This window comes from Bradyrhizobium ferriligni (assembly GCF_056837965.1).
Window position 1 is genome coordinate 18,163 of the sequence record NZ_JBXEJO010000038.1, and the last position, 17,021, is coordinate 35,183.

The window sequence follows — 17,021 nt, forward strand, 5'->3', positions numbered from 1 at the left end:
CGCGCCCGGATCGTTGATTTAGGTCAAGCCACGAGCGCGACCGTGCGCCTTTCTGGCGCCGGGAGGACAGGTTGATGCCCGTGCCTGAGAATTATGCAGCAAGCGAACATCTGCGCGATGGCCGGAGGGTCGAGATCCACACGTTACAAGCCGATGATCGGGACGATATGTTGGCCGCCATCGGCCGCACCAGTAGCCAGTCGCTGCAACGTCGCTTCTTCGGTCCCAAGCGAAGCTTCTCGAGGAAGGAGGTCGATTTCTTCATGAACATGGATTTCACCAATCACGTCGCCTTGATCGCGGTTGCCGACGAGGACGAACACGAGGTGATCATCGGCGGCGGTCGGTACGTCGTCGTGGATCCCGGGACGGCCGAGATCGCCTTCGTGACCATCGATGACTATCAGGGACAGGGCGTCGGCATCTTGCTCATGCACCACCTCCTCATCCTGGCGCGCAGGGCCGGCCTCCGGCAACTCGTCGCCGAGGTCCTGTCGGAGAACACGGCAATGCGAAAAATTTTCGCAAAGTTTGGCTTTCATATCCGACGCGGAGGGGATCCGCAGGTCATTTGTTTGGCGCTACCGCTGTGATGATCAGGAATGCACCCGAAAAAACGATCAGATAACTGCTTTATCGATCAAGAGGAAAAGTCATGAGGAAGTCACATGGCCAAGAACGAGCCGAAAACAGCTTCCCAAAGGCACAGCAAAAAGAAACGAACAAGATGGTGGAAAGCAATGATGTGCCGCCCACTATCGAGCCTTGGGATTGCGCAGCCGTCAACATAACTGAGTGGCTTCGTGAAAAAGGCACTTGGCAGGTCCATTTCAGCAAGCCGCCCCTGACCCGCCGTTGAACGGTTCTTCCAGACCCGAATGGCACAAATTGCACTTTCGGAGAGAAAACCTCCCAGCTTATACTTAAAGGTGCTTCCATCGGTTGTGGGGTTACTTATGGCCGAAATTCTCTTTCGCTCGGGCATCATCGTCTTGGGGCTTTTCCCTGTCGCACTGGCTGCGGTTGCCTTGTTTATTTGAGAGTAAAGTAAAGGCGTCACCTGGCCGCACCGGTAGACGGTCCCAGCAACTTGCGTCGTGCGCCCAAAGGTTGATGGAACCTACTCAATAGGTAGCAACCACATCTCCCTCATCGATGTGCTTCCATCAACGGCCGTTCGTGTCGGCGGCCTGAGCGGACCTAGAGCACAGCGCAACAGCGCTCCCACGAAGCAAAATTATCGCCCTCGTGGCACCATCGTGCGGGCACCTTACAGCTTTCGTAATTGGCGGGGCACCTGCTAGTCATCGTCGACGAACCAACTCCTCCGGGTCGACCCTTAGAGCCTTGGCTATCCGCTCAATCACCAAGAGCGATGGATTTCTTTTGCCGCTTTCGACCCCGCTCAAATACGTCTGATGGACCTCGGACAAGCCCGCGAGCTCTTCTTGGCTGAGCTTCCTTGCCCGACGTAATTCTTGAATGTTGAGACCGACTCGATCCTGCAAGCGCATGCAGGACAGCAAGAGAAACTGTGCTGTTTAGCCCATAGACTATGAGTCATAAAATGGATATCCTTTCCTCCTTCCAGGAAGCGACCTATGTCAGCAAGTCCGGTTGAGCTGAGCCTCAGTCCCTTCGTCAAATGTGGGCGAGAAATCTCGAACGTCGGCTATTTCGATGTGTCGACCGGGAGAGTTGTGGCTTCACTGGAGGTCCCTCTCGGGCTGATCGAACGCGCGGTTCTCGCTAACGTGTCCGTGGAAATAGCTTTGGCAGGCGACGGTAGAATTGCGTCCTCCGTCGCTGGAGAGGCATCCGTTTGCGCGTCAGTCGTCAAGACGGTTTCCATTGACCACCTAATCCAAGAGTTCCTGGCTGGCGACAACCTGCGTCTGGAAGAAACGACACAAGCGGAGCTGAGAATGCTCCTGAATAGGCTTCAAGATTCAGCTCGTGCGGTGCAACGCGCGATCGCGTCGTTCGAACGTTCGGAAAGTGAGGCATGAGAGACCCAGCGAGGCTCTGCTATTGTGTTCGGCCGAAGGGTCCTTTGCGATCACCGGCCAATGCCGATTTCCGCTGGTGAGACCATTAGCCAGAGCGGTGGCCTTTCGCGAGACAAATCGGCGCGCGCATGCGTTTAATCCATGCCGGACTGCTAAGCGCCAACAGGCGCCGACTCGCCGAGCGCCTGGCGACACCGTCGCGGCGAGGCCCTTTCCGGGTCCCTCCCACATGGCGTGATGCTGCTGCGTATGCCCATGAGATGATGCATCAGGACAATGATGATGTGGAACGGCGCGCCACCGTGTCCAACGACCTCGCCAGGCAAGCCCAACGCCTGACGGAGTCGTGATGGAGATGGCGAACATTGGCATCGTTGACTCTGGTGTCGCCGGCCAAAGAGCGAAACATGCTCATGGTCCGACGCTCCACTCTCGTTCCAACGGCACACCTTCAAGCGACGCTCACAGTAGAGAAGTCGAAGACTGCTGGCTGCACTCATGGCCCTTCGTCTAACAGCCCAAGCTTCCGTCCAAATTCACCATCGATCTGTTGCGCGGTCCCCGGGTGGCGTGTGGCCACACGCTCGCGGCCGCAGACGCGATCAGCAAGACAGCGTCATGGCCTAGCTTGGCTCTGGCGACATCGCAGACCGCAACAACGCTAACTCTTGAATGTGCAGACAATCACTTGGCCGTCCATCGGCGACAGTGCTTTTATCTTGCCGTGATCCCCTACCCGTAAGCGTCCGGTGCTCGCACACCTTTCGACCATGCCTTGTCGTTCCATATTGGATTTTCCTGCAGCATGGAGAATCTCGTGGGGCGGAGACAATATGAGAACAGAGCACGCCGAACCTGGTGGTCAGTGCACATCGAGGCGTGGCGTAAGAGTGGCCTCAGCCGACGCAGTTACTGCCGTCAACACCGTCTGGATCAGGGCACTTTTGCGCGCTGGCTGAGCGTCCTCGTCGATGTAGAAGCCCTTAAGGTACAGGCCGAATTGAAGCGCGAGCAACGCCGTCTGAGCCGGCCTCGGAAGCTGTCCACCGACATGCGTAGCCGTGCCGTACAGGCGTACTGGGCGATGCATGTGGAGGCGATGACGTGGTCCGGAATGAGCGTGCGGGCGTACGCCAAGGCGCATGGATTATCGCGGTTTGCCCTGCAGCGGTGGCGCGATCTGATCGAGGCCAACGAGGTCGATGTCGACTGGCGAGCGCAACTCCACCCCAGTGCCCGCGCTCAAATAAGCACTAGTGCTAGCAGCGCTGCTAAGGAGTCCGGCGTCGAAAAACGCTTGACGGACGCCTCGAGCGACGTTCCGTCGGTCGACGGACGTTCCAACCGGCGTCGCTTCAGCGATGAGGAAAAGCTGGCGATCGCACGCGAATCCGATGCTCCCAATGCCAGCGCCGCCGAGATCTGCCGGCGCCACGGCATCGTCACCAGCATGCTGTTCCGGTGGCGAGTTCAGTTCGGATTTAGCCGACGAGCGCGGGTGAAATTGGCGCGCGTCGAGGTCGCAAACGCAACGTCGGACGGTCCTTTGCCCCTCGTTCTCCATGATCTGTTGCAGCCGCCAGATGGCATGGTGGCGGTCGAACTGCCCGACGGACGGCGCGTCTTCGCACCCGCCGATGCTGATCCGGACATCGTCCGGCGACACGTCGCTGACCGGGAGACCGCATCATGATGATCGTCCCGGCGGGCGTGAAGGTGCATCTGGCTTTGGGGTACACCGACATGAGAAAGGGCCTCGACGGGCTCGCGACCATCGTCCAGGAGACGTTGAAGAAGGATCCGTTCTCAGGCCACCTGTTTGCCTTCCGGGGCAAGCGGGCGAGCATGCTGAAGATCCTGTTCTGGGACGGCAACGGGCTTTGTCTGTTCAGCAAGAGGCTCGATCAGGGCGGCTTCATCTGGCCCAGAATGAGCGACCCAGGCGGCACGATCACGCTGTCGCCGGCGCAACTGGCGATGCTGATCGAAGGCATCGACTGGCGCACGCCGGAGCGTCGATGGCGGCCTGCAATCGCGGGCTGAGAGTGCAAAAACGCCTTTGAATATAGCGATTTTGATTCTTCGAATCAGGGTGTCCGAGTAGAATCGGACATGCAGCTTGATCTCAACAATCTGCCGTCGGACCCAGCGCTTCTGCATCGTCTGGTGCGCGACATCGCCTCGCTCATCGAGCACCGAAACAGTGAGATCGAGCGCCTCCGTCTGATCATCAAGCAGCTTCAGCGCGCGCAGTATGGGCGTCGCTCCGAGCGTCTCGACACCGACCAGTTCGCACTCGGACTTGAAGATCTCGACACCGATCTGGCGATCGCCGAGACCGATCCGGACCCGATCGCACCGCCTGCGCCAGCTCCGGATGGACCGCCGAAACGCAAGTCGCTGCCCGATCATCTGCCGCGCGAAGAGATCGTTCTCGGTACCGGGAACGAGGCTTGCGCGGGCTGCGGCGGCGCCTTGCATGCGATCGGCGAGAGCATCAGCGAGATGCTGGATTGGGTGCCGGCTCAGCTGCGCGTCGTGCGTATCCGCCGCCCGAAATTTGCCTGCCGCGCCTGCGGCACCGTCACCCAGGCCCCTGCTCCCGAGCGGCCGATCGCGGGCGGATTGGCCACGCCAGCGCTGCTCGCCCAGGTGCTGGTCAGCAAGTATTGCGACCACACGCCGCTCTATCGGCAGTCTCAAATCTTCGCACGCCAGGGCATCGAACTGGAGCGCTCCACACTGGCCGGATGGGTCGGCGGAGCCTGCTGGTGGATTGAGAGTTTGCACGAACGGCTGTGCAAAAACGTGTTCGCCTCCGACCATCTTTTTGCCGACGACACCCCGATCCCGGTGCTGGATCCAGGCCGAGGACGGACGAAAACAGGGCGATTGTGGGTCTATGCGCGCGATCAACACGGATGGGGTGGACCGGCGCCGCCGGCAGCAGTTTACCTGTTTGCGCCAGATCGAAAGGCCGAGCGTCCCGCCTCGCATCTCGAGCGTTTTAAGGGCGTTCTGCACGTCGATGGCTATGCCGGCTTCGAGCGGCTGACTGGTAGCGGCGACATCATTCTTGCTGCCTGTTGGGCCCATACCAGGCGCAAGTTTTACGAAATTGCCGAGGCCGACGGCGCGCCCTTGGCGCTGGAAGCCCTGCGCCGGATCGGCGAAATCTACGCCGTCGAGACCAGAATCCGCGGCCAATCGCCAGCGCATCGGCTGGCCGCGCGGCGCTCAATATCCAGACCGCACGTCGACAACTTCCGGCTTTGGATGGAGGCGCAGCTGCCCTTGCTACCTGGTCGCAGCAAGCTTGCCGAGGCGATGCGTTACGCTCTCTCGCGTTGGAATGGCCTGACACGCTTCCTGCATGACGGCCGCGTTGAGCTCGATACGAACCCCGTTGAGCGCGCGATCCGCCCTGTCGCGCTTGGGCGCAAGAACCACCTTTTTGCCGGTAGCGATGGCGGAGGGACACGTTGGGCGGTCCTCTGTTCGCTGATTGAAACCTGCAAGCTGAACGGCGTTGAACCCTACGAATACCTTCGCGATGTGCTCACCCGGATGGTCGATGGATATCCTGTCAACCGCCTCAACGAGTTGCTGCCGTGGGCCTGGAAAGAAGAGAATCCTGTCAAGGGATGAGGTCTGGTGCAAGCTCCGGACGCTTACCCCTACCCTGCTCTTCATCGCGCTTGGTCGGCCTGGCTTTGCTCAAATTGGCAAGTCGATCCATCACGTGTTCGACCGAAGCGGCGTGAAATATCGCCTTTTCGTTCAACAAACGGACCGCAGTTTGAGCTCTGAGAGCACGCGCGGAGGCGTCATTCCCGCCTGCGAAACTCGCGCAATGTCACGCCCGGAGATCGAAAATCGAACCTCGATCCGACGCGAGATCCCGTTCGCTGAGGCCAAAACACCGCCCTGAAATCCATCGGATCGATCGCATTTTTGCAGGCGGCGAAGCCCGTTTTCCGAACCTCAACATGCCTTTCCGCTCTTTCGAAAGCGGCGCAAGCAACGCAAAAAAGCCCCGCCTCCAAAGAGGCGGGGCCGCTGGTTCCGGCCGGTCAATCGCCGTTTCGGCGCGACCAGATCAGGCTGAAACCGTCCTCGCCTTCGACCTTGACCAGCGAGGCGTAGATCGGGGCCGGGAAGCTCGGATCGTCGAGCTTGACCGAGAGATATTCGCGCTCGCTGTCGCGGGCGGTCTTCTTCCAGGCGGCGCCGAACTCGGTGCTGCCGGCAAAGATGCGGTAGTCGGGAGCCTTCTCGTTGTCCTTCTCGGATGCCACGAGCTTGGCCTTGATGTTGAGCGTCAGCGTCTTGATCGAGCCGGTGTAGCCGGTGTCGGAAGCGGTGAAGGTGCCGATGGTCGCCATGATAATCTCCGTCTGTTTTGCTCGGGCCGCGCCCATCGCAGCCTCGATGGCGATCCCTCGCCCGGGGAGCGATCGGCCCGCAGCCGCAAGGCCACGGAGCGCCAGCGGAGGACGGCGAGAGCCTGCTTTTTTGTCTTCCCGCGAGGAATGCCGCCCCTTGGTGGCAGGGGAAAAAAGCAGGCGTGAGCCGTTGCGGGAAGGCGATCGAGGCGCTTGCCGTCCCCCGGGCTTGATCAGCCCAATCGTGACTGCGTTGGACGCGCGCCCACAACGGAACTGTCGGAGAATTATCATGGCAACCACCGCCGGCGTATCATCAGACGACGGCTACGCCGGCTCGATCAAAGCCGATGTCCGCACATCAATCGCAGTGAGGACACTGCCAGATCAACGCAAGGGAACCCGGCCACATGCTCGCGTTGAAAGCCGATCACACCGCAAGAATTGGCCGCTGAATGCGTTCTCGATGAGCGCAGAAGGCACGATCCGAGCTTCCCGGCCCGATCTACGCCGCGCTGGTGAAGGTTGAAGGAGGCGCGATAACGGCCACGCTGGCTGCGGCAATCGCCATTGATCGGACGGATAGTGCGCCCGATCGGAACGGGCGTCTGCGTGGAAAGTCGTCACTTTGCATCCATCGAATCGGCCGCGCACCGTCAGGTGCGCGGCCGAAATTTTTGAGCCCGCCGGGGCCGCCCGCGCGGCCCCGGCGGTGGTCTCACTCCGCAGCTTCCGCGTGGGGTTCGCCGCCTTGCGCCTCGCTTTGGAGATCAGTTTGCGCGTGCGGCACGGCCGTCCGCAGCAGCACCGGCAGCCAGTCAGTTGCGGCCAACAGTTGCTCGGCGGCCTGCGCCATGTCGGCCTTCTTCATGTCCCTCAAGCGCTCGGCCGCCTCCCCGCCGACGCCTTCGCGGACGGCTTCCAAGATGTTCGCCTTGGTGACGCGACCGAGATAACTGCGCACCGTCGGACGCCAGTAGGAGGTCATATCGAGCGCCAACGCCTCGGCCAAACGACGGGCCGCCGCCAGAGCGCGAGGCCTCCGGTCAAACGGCAATTTGACCGCGTTGACCGTCAGGGAGACGCAATGCGCGAACAGCGCCATGCGGCTGTCGTGGTCGAGCCCGGCCACGAAATCCCACAGTCCGGCGACGTCCTTGGGCAACTGCCGTGCCCAATTGGCATGGCGATCCGACCAAGCCTTTCCGGCCGGGGTGTCCTCGATCCCGTCCGCATGCGTGGCCAGATCGGTCTTCACCGGCTGGATGCCGACCACATGCGCGGCCGCCCCGACATAGAAGATTTGAGCGGCGAGCGCATGGGTGACCGCCACGATGGCAACGTCAGGCTGCTCACTCAAATTGAGGCGCAGCCCCAAGGTCCGGTGCGCGGTGAGGTCGCGGACAAGAGCGTCGGACAGCTTCTGCTCCTCGTCCTCCTCGTTGCTCACACCCTCGTCGTCTTCGTTATCCGGCGCAGGTTCATCGCCTCCTTGGTCCTCCTCGTCCCGCGTCTCGGCGTCGCTTTCCGAACCGGTTTCAGTCGCGAGTTTCTCGTCTCCGGGCCGAATAAAGCCCCGCTCGACCCGCGACATGCCGTCGTGATTGAGGACCACGAAAGCTCCACCGCGCGCCACATCGGCGGCATCGTAGGCCTGCCGTTTTGCCTCCAGCCGGTCGATCTCGGCCTCCAGTTCGCCAAACCGTGCGTCCACGTCGTCAGACAATTCCTCGGCCGACTGATGCTGCTCCGTCAGTCGGTCGAACTCGGTCTGGACCGCCTGAAGCGCGGCCTGATCCTCCGCCGAAAGCTCGACCGGATGCGGGTAGAGGCGGCGCATGCCGTGAGCATGCGGGAAGTCGAGATGGGCCTCCGTCCACTTCCATCCTTCGGCCGCCCGCAGGCTATCCGCCTCGCGGCCGAGCCTTGCCGTCACCAGCAAATCGAGCAGCGAGACATCCTCCAGATAGCCGCCGCGATCCTCGGTGAAGAGGTCGCGCAGCACCGTGCCGCCCGCTTCCGCATAGGCCTCAAGGCCGACAAAACGCGCGCGGCGATCCGTGGCCGCGACATGGGTTTCGGTGAGCAGACGGCGGATGGTCGAGGCATCCCGATCATACGATAACCGCTCATGGACCGCTTCCTGCCGGGCGTGATCGTCGACGATGGCGAAGGCCATCAGTTGATCAAGGGTTAGCGCGCCGTCGCGATAAAGCTGCATCAATCTGGGCGAAACCGCCCCCAGCCGCAAGCGTTGCCGCACCACATGCGCCGACACGCCGAAGCGCGCCGCGATCTCTTCCGCACCGAGCCCGCGCTCGTCCGCGAGCTTCCGGAACGCCTCGAATTGGTCGGCCGGATGCATGTTTTCCCGGGTGACATTCTCGTCCAGGCTGATTTCGTGCGGATCGTTCGCGGTATCGACGATGCAGCGGATCGGCTCGGTCTTCTTGATCTCCTTGCGCTTCAACCGCAGCAGCTGGGCCAATCGCCTGCCCTCGCCGATGGTGACAAGATAGAACCCGGTGGCGGCTCCCTCGTCGTCCAACTCCGGCTCGACAACCAGATTCTGGAGGATGCCTTTCGCGGCGATGCTCGCCGCATAGGCCTCGATTGCCGCCTCGCTGTGCGGCGTCTTGCGCGCATTCTTGGGCGACTTCTTCAGCTTGTTCAGCGGGATCAGAACTTCCGTTCCGCTCGCGGGGATGATTTCAACTGACTTGGCCGACATGATCATTCTTCCTTTTGCTTCTATGGGTGCAAGGCGCACACAGCGCCTGCGCCCCTGCCCGTCGGCGAGGCCGGGGGTAGCAAGTGCCAGGGCGACCCGAGTGGAGGGGTATCGCCCGCCCGATGAGGGCCGCTTCGCGAGAAGCGGGTCTGCACAAGCGCGTCCCGATTCGTCCAAGGTCGGCAGAGTGAGAGAAGCGCGGAAGACCGGGGAGACCGCTCGGATCGGCGTCGGCGGCAGCCGGCGCTTTACCCTGGTGCGCGCGAGGGGCAGCGCCCCTTCCATGTCCGTTTGAAAGGAAAAAGACGCGAAGCGCCCATCAACGCACCAGAGGTGCGGCGTTGGGAATGACGAGCAGCCCGAGTGATGAGAAGGCTTAAGGCAACAGTGAGAAATTCAAAAAGGCAGCCGCCGACAGGGCAGTGATAGCGACGCGGTCATGCAATGACCGCGGGCACCGAGGCGACTGCAGTCGCGAGACCGGTAAACAAGGTACCCGAACGCGGGACAGCGATAGCGACGCCGGCATGCAATAACGGCGGGGCCCGCGGGCGAGTGCCTCCGGCGAGCGACACATTATATATTGCGACATATATTGCGACGTATTGCGCGCGTGAGCGTCATTTCTTTGCGTGAGGGATCGCGGCCGGATGGCCGAGACGTCACGCGGCTCGGTTCACAAGAGCCCGGTGCGGCCCTCGCCGCACGCGCCCGGACAAAAACACGATGACCATGTTTGACGAAGCTGGATCTGATTGCGAGCTATTGTCGTCGTGTCCCTGATTGGCGCACTGGAGAGAACCTCTTCAACTCTTTCTTACCAGCCCGTCATGTCGCGCCGAAAAAAGGGGCAACTCCTCCGCACCACCCGCGGACGGAGCGCGCGATCGAGCGAAAAAATGCATTCGCGCAACAGGCGCCGATGATCGGCAGCCTGCCGCCTGGAGACACGAGAGGCTCCCGCGCGAAGCCGCGGGAGCCCAAATCTTGAGCTAGTCTCCAGGGTTCCAGATCAGGAAGAAGCCGTTGTCGAGACCCAGCCCGAGTGCGCGGCCAAGGTTGGCGTAGAGCTTGCGAGACCCAAGTTCAGGCGCTGCGAGTGACAGGCTGACGTAGTCCTTGCCGCTGCTTTCGCCGCGCCGGATCCAGCCGGCCCCGATCTCGACGCCCTGGGCGATGATACGGAAATCCGGCTGAGCTTCCGTCGACTTGCCGCTGTTGGGGACGATGTCGATGTGGGTACGGATCGACAGGGTCTTGAGCTCGCCCCTGAAGCCGCCGTTGTCCGTGCGGGTGACGAATCCGATTGCAGTCATGGCCTGTCTCCTTCGCTGCCGCAGGGCCGATCCCCTGCGATGGCGAGACCGTCATGGGGAGCGAAGCGCCATCGAACCCGCCGGGGCGAAGCGCAGCGGCGCACCCGAGAAAGCGCCTTTTTTGCAGCGAAGCGACCGCGAGGAGCCGGGCTGCCGGCGGGGAAAAAAGGAGCTGGCGAGGGTTTCAGATGGCGGGACGCTTCCCATAGGTCTTCACGCCCACAAGCAGGGAAATCGTCCATGGAGGCAGCCACAGGCCGGACATTGATCGCATCGGGGACTCCGAACCAAGCGTCCCAGGTGGCGCGTCAGGCCGATGCAAAACCTGTAAGATCTACCAGTGCTGTTTCCGGCTCCATCAAGCAGCGCGAACGCTGCGGCAGCACCCCCACCAAAAGATCCGATCACGCAGGCCCCGATCGGATGGGTGATACACGCGAGCCGTGGCGTAGGAAGCCGTTCAAGCGAAAATGATCGCTAGCTTCATATTCGACGTCATGGCCTCACGATGATGTTTTTCTCCGTACGCTATCCCATCGTTCTCCAGACTTTACCTGGCTGCACTGGGAGGAAGCCCGAACGCGTGGTTGACTGAACTGACGCGGCGCCCTTTCCCTAGCTCGTCCTCGATGTCGCGGGTCGCCAGTCTGGGTGGCATGCCGCCGCTTCACAGCACAAAGGGGAGATGCGCGCATGCCGCGACGTCCAGCCAAAGTGACGCAGGCAGATATCGCGCGCGCGATCCGCGCCGCCAAGGCAGCCGGCGCAAGCGCAGTCATGGTGGACGCAGAGGGAACTATCCGAATTGCGCTTGCGGCAAGCGCCGCATCGATCGAACCGACAAGTGGTAGCGACGAGATCTGGACACCATCCGAGGCGCTGCAGCGCTACCTGAAGCGCACCGAAAGCGGGTGAAACGCACCTTATGCAATTGATGCCGAGTCACCGCATCGCTAGACTCCAAGCATTGGTCCACGGAGACACCAATGCTTGGGACGGAACGACGCGACCCCCGCCTGCCCGGGGATCGCCGGATGTACCTCTACTTCAACTATTCCGGGTCCGGCTCGTTGCGCTGGTACGTGAAGGTCAGCCGCAAAGGCCGCAGGATCGGGATCAGCGAGGAGTACGGAACGCCAGCCTTCGACGCCGCCTATGATGCGGGCGTAGCAGCGCTGGGGGGAGTCTTGCGCATGCGTCGCGTCAAAGGCATGGCGACACCGGACCAGCCGGAACGTCGCTATCTGTACGTCGACGTCAGCCAACGTGGTCAAGTCCGGTACTACGTGCAATTGCGCAACAAGCTGCCGAAGATCCGGATCAAGGCCGATTACGGCACCACTGAATTTGACGCCGAGGTTGATGCCGCGGTCGCCGGTCAGATCACGCTGTACGGCAACGAGGGCGACTACATCAACGCACAGAAGCAGCGCAATGAGGAGCGCCCTGCTCTGCCGAACACACCGGCTCGCCCTGGTACGTTGCGCTGGTACTGGAACGGCTACAGGCAAAGTGATCACTGGCTTGGCGATCTCAGTGTTGGTCAAGAAGGCCTGGCGGAGTCGACCCGGCTTCAGCGCACCGGACTGATCGAGTCAATCCTGCCCGAAAATGGCGAGAAGCCGTTTGCGGTTCTGACGCGCAAGGTCATCAAGGCGGAGATGAAGGCGCGCACTCCATCACAGGCAGGCAATCTGCTGTCCGCGGTTCGTGGCATGATCCGCTGGATGATCGACGAGAAGCATCTCGACGAAGACGACGATCCGACCATCGGGCTAAAGTCCGGTAAGGCAAAGGCGAGCCGTGAAACCGGCGGCTTCGTGCCCTGGACCGAGGATGACATGGCGCGGTTTCGGGCGAAATGGCCGCTCGGTACCGAAGCACGGCTGATGTTCGACATCCTGCACTACACGTTCCTGCGGCTCGGAGACGCCCACCGTTTCGGACCACCTCACCTGCGACAGATCGTTCGGAAGATGGCGGTGCAGATCGCCACCGAGAAAAGTCAGGGCAACACGACTGTCACGGTCCCTGTCCACCCTGAGTTCGCCGAGAGCCTGAAGGCAGCTCGCGCAGCGAACATCATCGGAGCCGAGGTATTCACCGGCAAGCTCGTCTGCGGTCGCATTCAGCCCATGAGCAAGAAGGCTTGGGCAGCCAAATTCAAGAAGTACGCCGTTCTGGCCGGCGTCAACGAGCCCAAGAAGAGCTGCCATGGCGTGCGCAAGGCTAGAGCTGAAGTGGCCGCCTATGCTGATTGCACCGAGAGCCAGATGATGGCGATGTTCGGCTGGACCGACCCAAAAATGCCCGCGCACTATATCGCTCAAGCGAATCGAGAGAGGCTCGGAATCAGTGGGATGGAGAAGATCGTCACGTTCGATCAAGGCCAATCACTCGTGACGAGCAGTGAGCAAACAATGCGTAGCAGAGGAGTTGTGGCATTCCCTGGCGGCATCGTGAAAGGGGCCCGAAGAACTGAAGGATAATCTTGGGCTTTGGGACGTACGAAACGGTGACAGCCATCCTCGCCAAGGTCACCCTTCCGCCGGCTGTGGCAGAAACTTCGCAATCGACCAGCCGCCATCAACCGGAAGGACGACGCCGTTGATGAAGCTCGCGGCATCCGAGGCGAGGAAGGCACAGGCCTCTCCTATCTCCTCGGGCTGGCCAACGCGGCCGAGCGGGCAGCCCTCGATCATCATGCGGTGCCACCATTTATTGTTCTTGATCCGGTCATCAGTGCCAGGGCTCCAGATCAGGCCAGGCGCCACCGCATTCACACGGATTCCGTCCTTGCCAAACTCGGTCGCCAGCATCCGGGTGATACCGACGACGGCGAATTTGGTCGGCACATAGGCGGCGCTGCCCGCTACGCCAGCGATCCCGAAAGCGGACGCGATGTTGACGATCGCGCCGCGGCGCTGCTTCAGGGCTGGAAGCGCCAGACGGCAGAGCCTCAGCACCGGCCGGACATTGATCGAGTAATAACGTTCGTAGTCGTCGTCGGTCGTTTCCAGGAAGCCGCGTGCATTGCCGAGGCCGGCATTGTTGACGAGCGCATCGAGTCCGCCGAAACGATCGGCGCACGCGGCCACGACTTGCTCGCATCCTTTGCCGTCGCGGAGGTCCGCTGTGACATGCTCATAGCCGCCGAGTTCAGCGACCGTCGCGCTGGCCGGCTTCTGGTCGACGCCGAACACCTGCCAGCCATGCTTGAGAAATACCTTCGCGATCCCGAGGCCTACGCCCTGGGATGAGCCCGTCACCATCACCGTACGCGTCATATCGATCTCCCTGTTGCTTCAGTTCGTGAGCTTTTCCCGCTTGATCCGGATGCCTGCTTTCTCGCGATCCCACGTGTCGGCCGTGACGCCCTGCTGCCGCAGAACGTATTTCTCGACCTTCTGCGTCGGGGTGCGCGGCAGTTCGGCGACAATGCGCACGTATCGCGGGATCATGAAGTGGGCGAGTCGGGCCTTCAGAAACTCAAGCAATTCCTCCGGCTTCACCACCGCGCCCGGCGCCGGCGCCACGATCGCGAGCACATCGTCCTCGGCAAGCTCGCTCGACACCGCGACCACGGCGCATTCGCGGATCGCCGGGTGCGACAGGATTTCGGCCTCGACCTCGAACGAGGAGATGTTCTCGCCGCGGCGGCGGATCGCATCCTTGATCCGATCGACGAAGAAGAAGTTGCCATCCCCGTCGCGGCGAAACGCATCGCCGGTGTGGAACCAGCCGTTGCGCCAGGCTTGCGCGGTCGCCTCCGGATTCTTGAAATAGCCGGAGTTGAGCGCCCATGGCGCGTCGCTGCGAATGATCAATTCGCCGATCTCGCCTGGGGCGACCTCACGATCATGATCATCGACGATGCGAAGCGCGTTGCCCGGCCGGCCCTTGCCGCAGGTACCAGGCACCTGCGGATTGCACGCCGACACGATCGGCGTATTGAGTTCGGTCATGTTGAACAGCGTCCAGACGTCGACGCCGAACCGCTCCGCAAACGCCTGGGAGTCGCCCGGGAGCGGAATCATCGTCACTTTCTTCAGCGTGTGCTTGCGGTCGGCATCCGATGGCGGAAGCTTTGCGATGAAGCTCGACATCACGCCGAGCAGGATCGTGTAGGTCGCCTGCGTCGCATGGACAGTCGGCCAGAACCGGTCGGTTGTGAAATCGCCGCCCAGCCCCACCACGCCGCCGCGATTGAGCATCGCCGAGACCGGCAGCGTGCCGCCGATATGGAAGAACGGCAGGAAGCACAGCACGCTGTCGGTCTCGTCGAGCATCGGATAGGCGGCAGGACCGCACATGTGCCACATATGCGCGTAGGAGCTGACCACGCCCTTCGACCGGCCCGTCGTGCCCGACGTGTAGACGATCGATTGTGGATCCCAGGGCTCGATCGGCCTTGCCAACGCCGGCAGGTCCGCAGGATCGAGGTCGAGCGCGGCGAGCGGAAGCAGCCGTTTCCCCTCGATTTCGGCAGCTGGCTCGCCATCGACGACGATCGTCTCGATCGAGCCGCAGTCGATATCCCTCAACCTGTCCACGAGGCCGGTGTTCGCCAGCAGCACCCTCGCCCCGCCATTGACCAGGACATGCGAGAGAAGGTTGCCGCGATAGGCCGTGTTGATCGGCACGTAGATCGCGCCGAGCCAGTTGATCGCAAACCACGCCCGCACGATATCGACCGTATTCGGCAGCCAGACATTGACCGTGTCGCCCTGCTTCACGCCGATGAAGGCAAGGCCCGCGGCAAGGCTCTGAACCGATCTGCAGAACGCGCCATAGGTCGTCGCCATGCCGTTGGCAAAGCGCAGGAACGGACGATCGGGATGCATTGCGGCGCGCCGCTCCAGTACGTAGCGCAGCACCGCTTCGTCGCGCTCGGGAACGCGCCGCGCATCGGCCTTCGCCACGGCAACGTCGTGCCGCTCCTTGGGGATTGCCCCGGTCATTGACGTCCTCCCGTTTTGCCTTTGTCGTCAGGCGGCCTTGAACTCCTCCATGCGGGGCTGCTTCAGATCGGCTTCGAACCGCCCATACGACCACGGCCACGAGACGACCTTGCCCTGCTTGTCGAAGTACCAGCTCGTGCATCCCCCGGTGACCCAGACCGTGTGCTTGATCGCCTGCTCGACCTCGGCGTTGAACGCGTGGGTTGCTTCCTCGGTCGGCTCGACCTCGCGATGGGCGCCCTCGGCGAGCAGCTTCACGAGCTTGGTCACGTAGCCGATCTGGACTTCGGCAGTCCGCAGGAAGGAGAAATTGCCGATCGGACTGTTCGGCCCTCCGATAAAGAACAGATTCGGGAAGCCCGGCACCGCCACCGAGCGATGGGCCTGGCAGGAATCCTTCCAGCGCTCATTGAGGCTGACGCCATTGCGACCGAGGATCACCGCGGGGCGGAAGAATGCAAACGGATCGAAGCCGGTCGCATAGACGATCACGTCGAGCTCATGCATCAGGCCGTCGCTTGTCCGAACCCCTGTAGGGTCGATCCGCATGATCCTGGTGTCGATCAGATGCGCATTCGGGCGCTGGATCGCGGGGTAGAACTTGTCCGACACGATCAGGCGCTTGCAACCAGCCTGATAGGACGGCGTCAGCCGACGACGCAACTCGGGGTCACGAACGTTGTCCTCGAGGTTCTGCCGACAGGCCCGCGCCATTTCGGCGAGACCGTCATCGTTCTCGCCGACCAGCGAGGCGGCGAAGCGCTGGTTGAAGAGATTGTTCAGATGGTCATAGAGATCCGCCATCTTCTGGGGCTCTCTCCGAAACGCGGTCTTCTTCTCCTCGGAGAACGCGTTGTTGGGAACGTTGATGATCCACTGCGGCGTCCGCTGAAACAGCGACACCGATTTCACCTCGTCGACGATCGCAGGCAGGATCTGCGTGGCGGTCGAGCCAGTGCCGATGATACCGACACGTTTGCCGCCGAGCGTGACATCGTGATTCCAGCGCGAACTGTGGAATGACGCGCCGGCAAAGCCGTCGCGGCCGTCGATATCGGGCAACACGGGCTTGTGCAGCACGCCGGTCGCGGCAATCACGGCATTGAACAAGCCTTCATCGCCTTGCGTGGTCGTGATGCGCCACCGCCCCTCGCCAACGAACTCGGCTCTTGTGACCTCGCTGGAGAGGCGGACCTTGTCGATGATCCCGAGCTTCTCCGCCACGCCCCGGAAATAGGCGTGGATCTCCGCGGCCGGCGAATATTCGCGGCTCCATTCGGAGTTCGGCGCAAACGAGTAACGATAGAGGTGCGAGGGAATGTCGCAGGACAGGCCAGGATAGGTGTTGTCGCGCCACGTTCCGCCGACGTCGCCGGCGCGCTCGAACACCGTGAAGGCAATGCCCGCGCGCTGCAGATACACCGCCGTCGCGATCCCGGACGCGCCGGCACCGACGATAGCCACCTTGAACGAAGCGTTGCTCGCGCTGGTCATTTTTGACGTCTCCGGCACTGCGATTTGAATGACATTCTCTATGATATCAAAATATACTGATCAGTATCTGTCAAGCGTGGACCTGATCTGCGTGCCGAGCAAGGTCGCGTTGGCGGCCGTGCGCG

The 17,021-nt window shown here is 61.9% G+C and carries 16 protein-coding genes; 9 read left to right on the plus strand and 7 right to left on the minus strand.

Annotation, left to right across the window (positions count from 1 at the left end; all coding sequences use genetic code 11):
* The first annotated feature begins 74 nt into the window (after window positions 1-74).
* Both AC1VNY_RS22685 and AC1VNY_RS22690 read left to right on the plus strand, forming a co-directional pair.
* Complete coding sequence (locus AC1VNY_RS22685) at window positions 75-593, plus strand: GNAT family N-acetyltransferase (RefSeq protein ID WP_482406839.1); 519 nt, start codon at window positions 75-77, stop codon at window positions 591-593.
* Between the two features lie 62 nt (window positions 594-655).
* Window positions 656-859, plus strand: coding sequence for a hypothetical protein (locus AC1VNY_RS22690; RefSeq protein ID WP_482406840.1), 204 nt, complete (start codon window positions 656-658; stop codon window positions 857-859).
* Window positions 860-1,304: 445 nt separating this feature from the next.
* Here the strand turns inward: AC1VNY_RS22690 and AC1VNY_RS22695 are convergent, their stop codons facing one another.
* A complete protein-coding gene (locus AC1VNY_RS22695) occupies window positions 1,305-1,514 on the minus strand; it encodes a helix-turn-helix domain-containing protein (protein ID WP_069278491.1) in 210 nt (69 codons plus the stop codon).
* Between the two features lie 87 nt (window positions 1,515-1,601).
* Between AC1VNY_RS22695 and AC1VNY_RS22700 the strand changes: the two genes are divergently transcribed.
* From AC1VNY_RS22700 to tnpC, 4 genes are all read left to right on the plus strand, one after another.
* Entirely contained in the window at window positions 1,602-2,009 is a 408-nt protein-coding gene (locus tag AC1VNY_RS22700) for a hypothetical protein (protein ID WP_482406841.1), read from the plus strand.
* An 805-nt stretch (window positions 2,010-2,814) separates the two neighbouring features.
* A complete protein-coding gene (gene tnpA / locus AC1VNY_RS22705; protein WP_482406842.1) occupies window positions 2,815-3,702 on the plus strand; it encodes an IS66 family insertion sequence element accessory protein TnpA in 888 nt (295 codons plus the stop codon).
* Window positions 3,699-4,052 (plus strand): IS66 family insertion sequence element accessory protein TnpB, encoded by a 354-nt coding sequence (gene tnpB / locus AC1VNY_RS22710; RefSeq protein WP_482406843.1) that lies wholly within the window; start codon window positions 3,699-3,701, stop codon window positions 4,050-4,052. The genes tnpA and tnpB overlap by 4 nt, the downstream gene beginning before the upstream one ends.
* Window positions 4,053-4,121: 69 nt before the next feature.
* On the plus strand, window positions 4,122-5,657 hold the full coding sequence (gene tnpC, locus AC1VNY_RS22715) for an IS66 family transposase (protein WP_482406844.1): 1,536 nt from the start codon (window positions 4,122-4,124) through the stop codon (window positions 5,655-5,657).
* Window positions 5,658-6,082: 425 nt separating this feature from the next.
* Here the strand turns inward: tnpC and AC1VNY_RS22720 are convergent, their stop codons facing one another.
* Window positions 6,083-6,394 carry a DUF736 domain-containing protein gene (locus AC1VNY_RS22720; RefSeq protein WP_482406845.1) on the minus strand — a complete coding sequence of 104 codons (312 nt, stop codon included), beginning with the start codon at window positions 6,392-6,394 and terminating at the stop codon, window positions 6,083-6,085.
* Between the two features lie 292 nt (window positions 6,395-6,686).
* Between AC1VNY_RS22720 and AC1VNY_RS22725 the strand changes: the two genes are divergently transcribed.
* Window positions 6,687-6,923, plus strand: a complete 237-nt coding sequence (locus AC1VNY_RS22725; RefSeq protein WP_482406846.1) for a hypothetical protein — start codon at window positions 6,687-6,689, stop codon at window positions 6,921-6,923.
* Window positions 6,924-7,112: 189 nt separating this feature from the next.
* Here the strand turns inward: AC1VNY_RS22725 and AC1VNY_RS22730 are convergent, their stop codons facing one another.
* On the minus strand, window positions 7,113-9,125 hold the full coding sequence (locus tag AC1VNY_RS22730) for a ParB/RepB/Spo0J family partition protein (protein ID WP_482406847.1): 2,013 nt from the start codon (window positions 9,123-9,125) through the stop codon (window positions 7,113-7,115).
* 992 nt (window positions 9,126-10,117) lie between these two features.
* Window positions 10,118-10,441 (minus strand): DUF736 domain-containing protein, encoded by a 324-nt coding sequence (locus AC1VNY_RS22735; protein ID WP_482406848.1) that lies wholly within the window; start codon window positions 10,439-10,441, stop codon window positions 10,118-10,120.
* Between the two features lie 693 nt (window positions 10,442-11,134).
* Here AC1VNY_RS22735 and AC1VNY_RS22740 point away from each other — a divergent pair.
* Both AC1VNY_RS22740 and AC1VNY_RS22745 read left to right on the plus strand, forming a co-directional pair.
* Window positions 11,135-11,356, plus strand: a complete 222-nt coding sequence (locus tag AC1VNY_RS22740; protein WP_209944822.1) for a hypothetical protein — start codon at window positions 11,135-11,137, stop codon at window positions 11,354-11,356.
* A 119-nt stretch (window positions 11,357-11,475) separates the two neighbouring features.
* Window positions 11,476-12,930, plus strand: coding sequence for a tyrosine-type recombinase/integrase (locus AC1VNY_RS22745; protein WP_482406849.1), 1,455 nt, complete (start codon window positions 11,476-11,478; stop codon window positions 12,928-12,930).
* A gap of 48 nt (window positions 12,931-12,978) precedes the next feature.
* Here the strand turns inward: AC1VNY_RS22745 and AC1VNY_RS22750 are convergent, their stop codons facing one another.
* The 3 genes from AC1VNY_RS22750 to AC1VNY_RS22760 are packed head-to-tail and all read right to left on the minus strand — an operon-like array spanning window position 12,979 to window position 16,896.
* Window positions 12,979-13,728 (minus strand): SDR family NAD(P)-dependent oxidoreductase, encoded by a 750-nt coding sequence (locus AC1VNY_RS22750; protein WP_482406850.1) that lies wholly within the window; start codon window positions 13,726-13,728, stop codon window positions 12,979-12,981.
* 18 nt (window positions 13,729-13,746) lie between these two features.
* The gene (locus AC1VNY_RS22755; RefSeq protein WP_482406851.1) at window positions 13,747-15,402 is read right to left on the minus strand and encodes an AMP-binding protein; all 1,656 of its coding nucleotides are present in this window, start codon (window positions 15,400-15,402) and stop codon (window positions 13,747-13,749) included.
* A 27-nt stretch (window positions 15,403-15,429) separates the two neighbouring features.
* Window positions 15,430-16,896 carry a flavin-containing monooxygenase gene (locus AC1VNY_RS22760; protein ID WP_482406852.1) on the minus strand — a complete coding sequence of 489 codons (1,467 nt, stop codon included), beginning with the start codon at window positions 16,894-16,896 and terminating at the stop codon, window positions 15,430-15,432.
* Window positions 16,897-17,021: the final 125 nt, after the last annotated feature.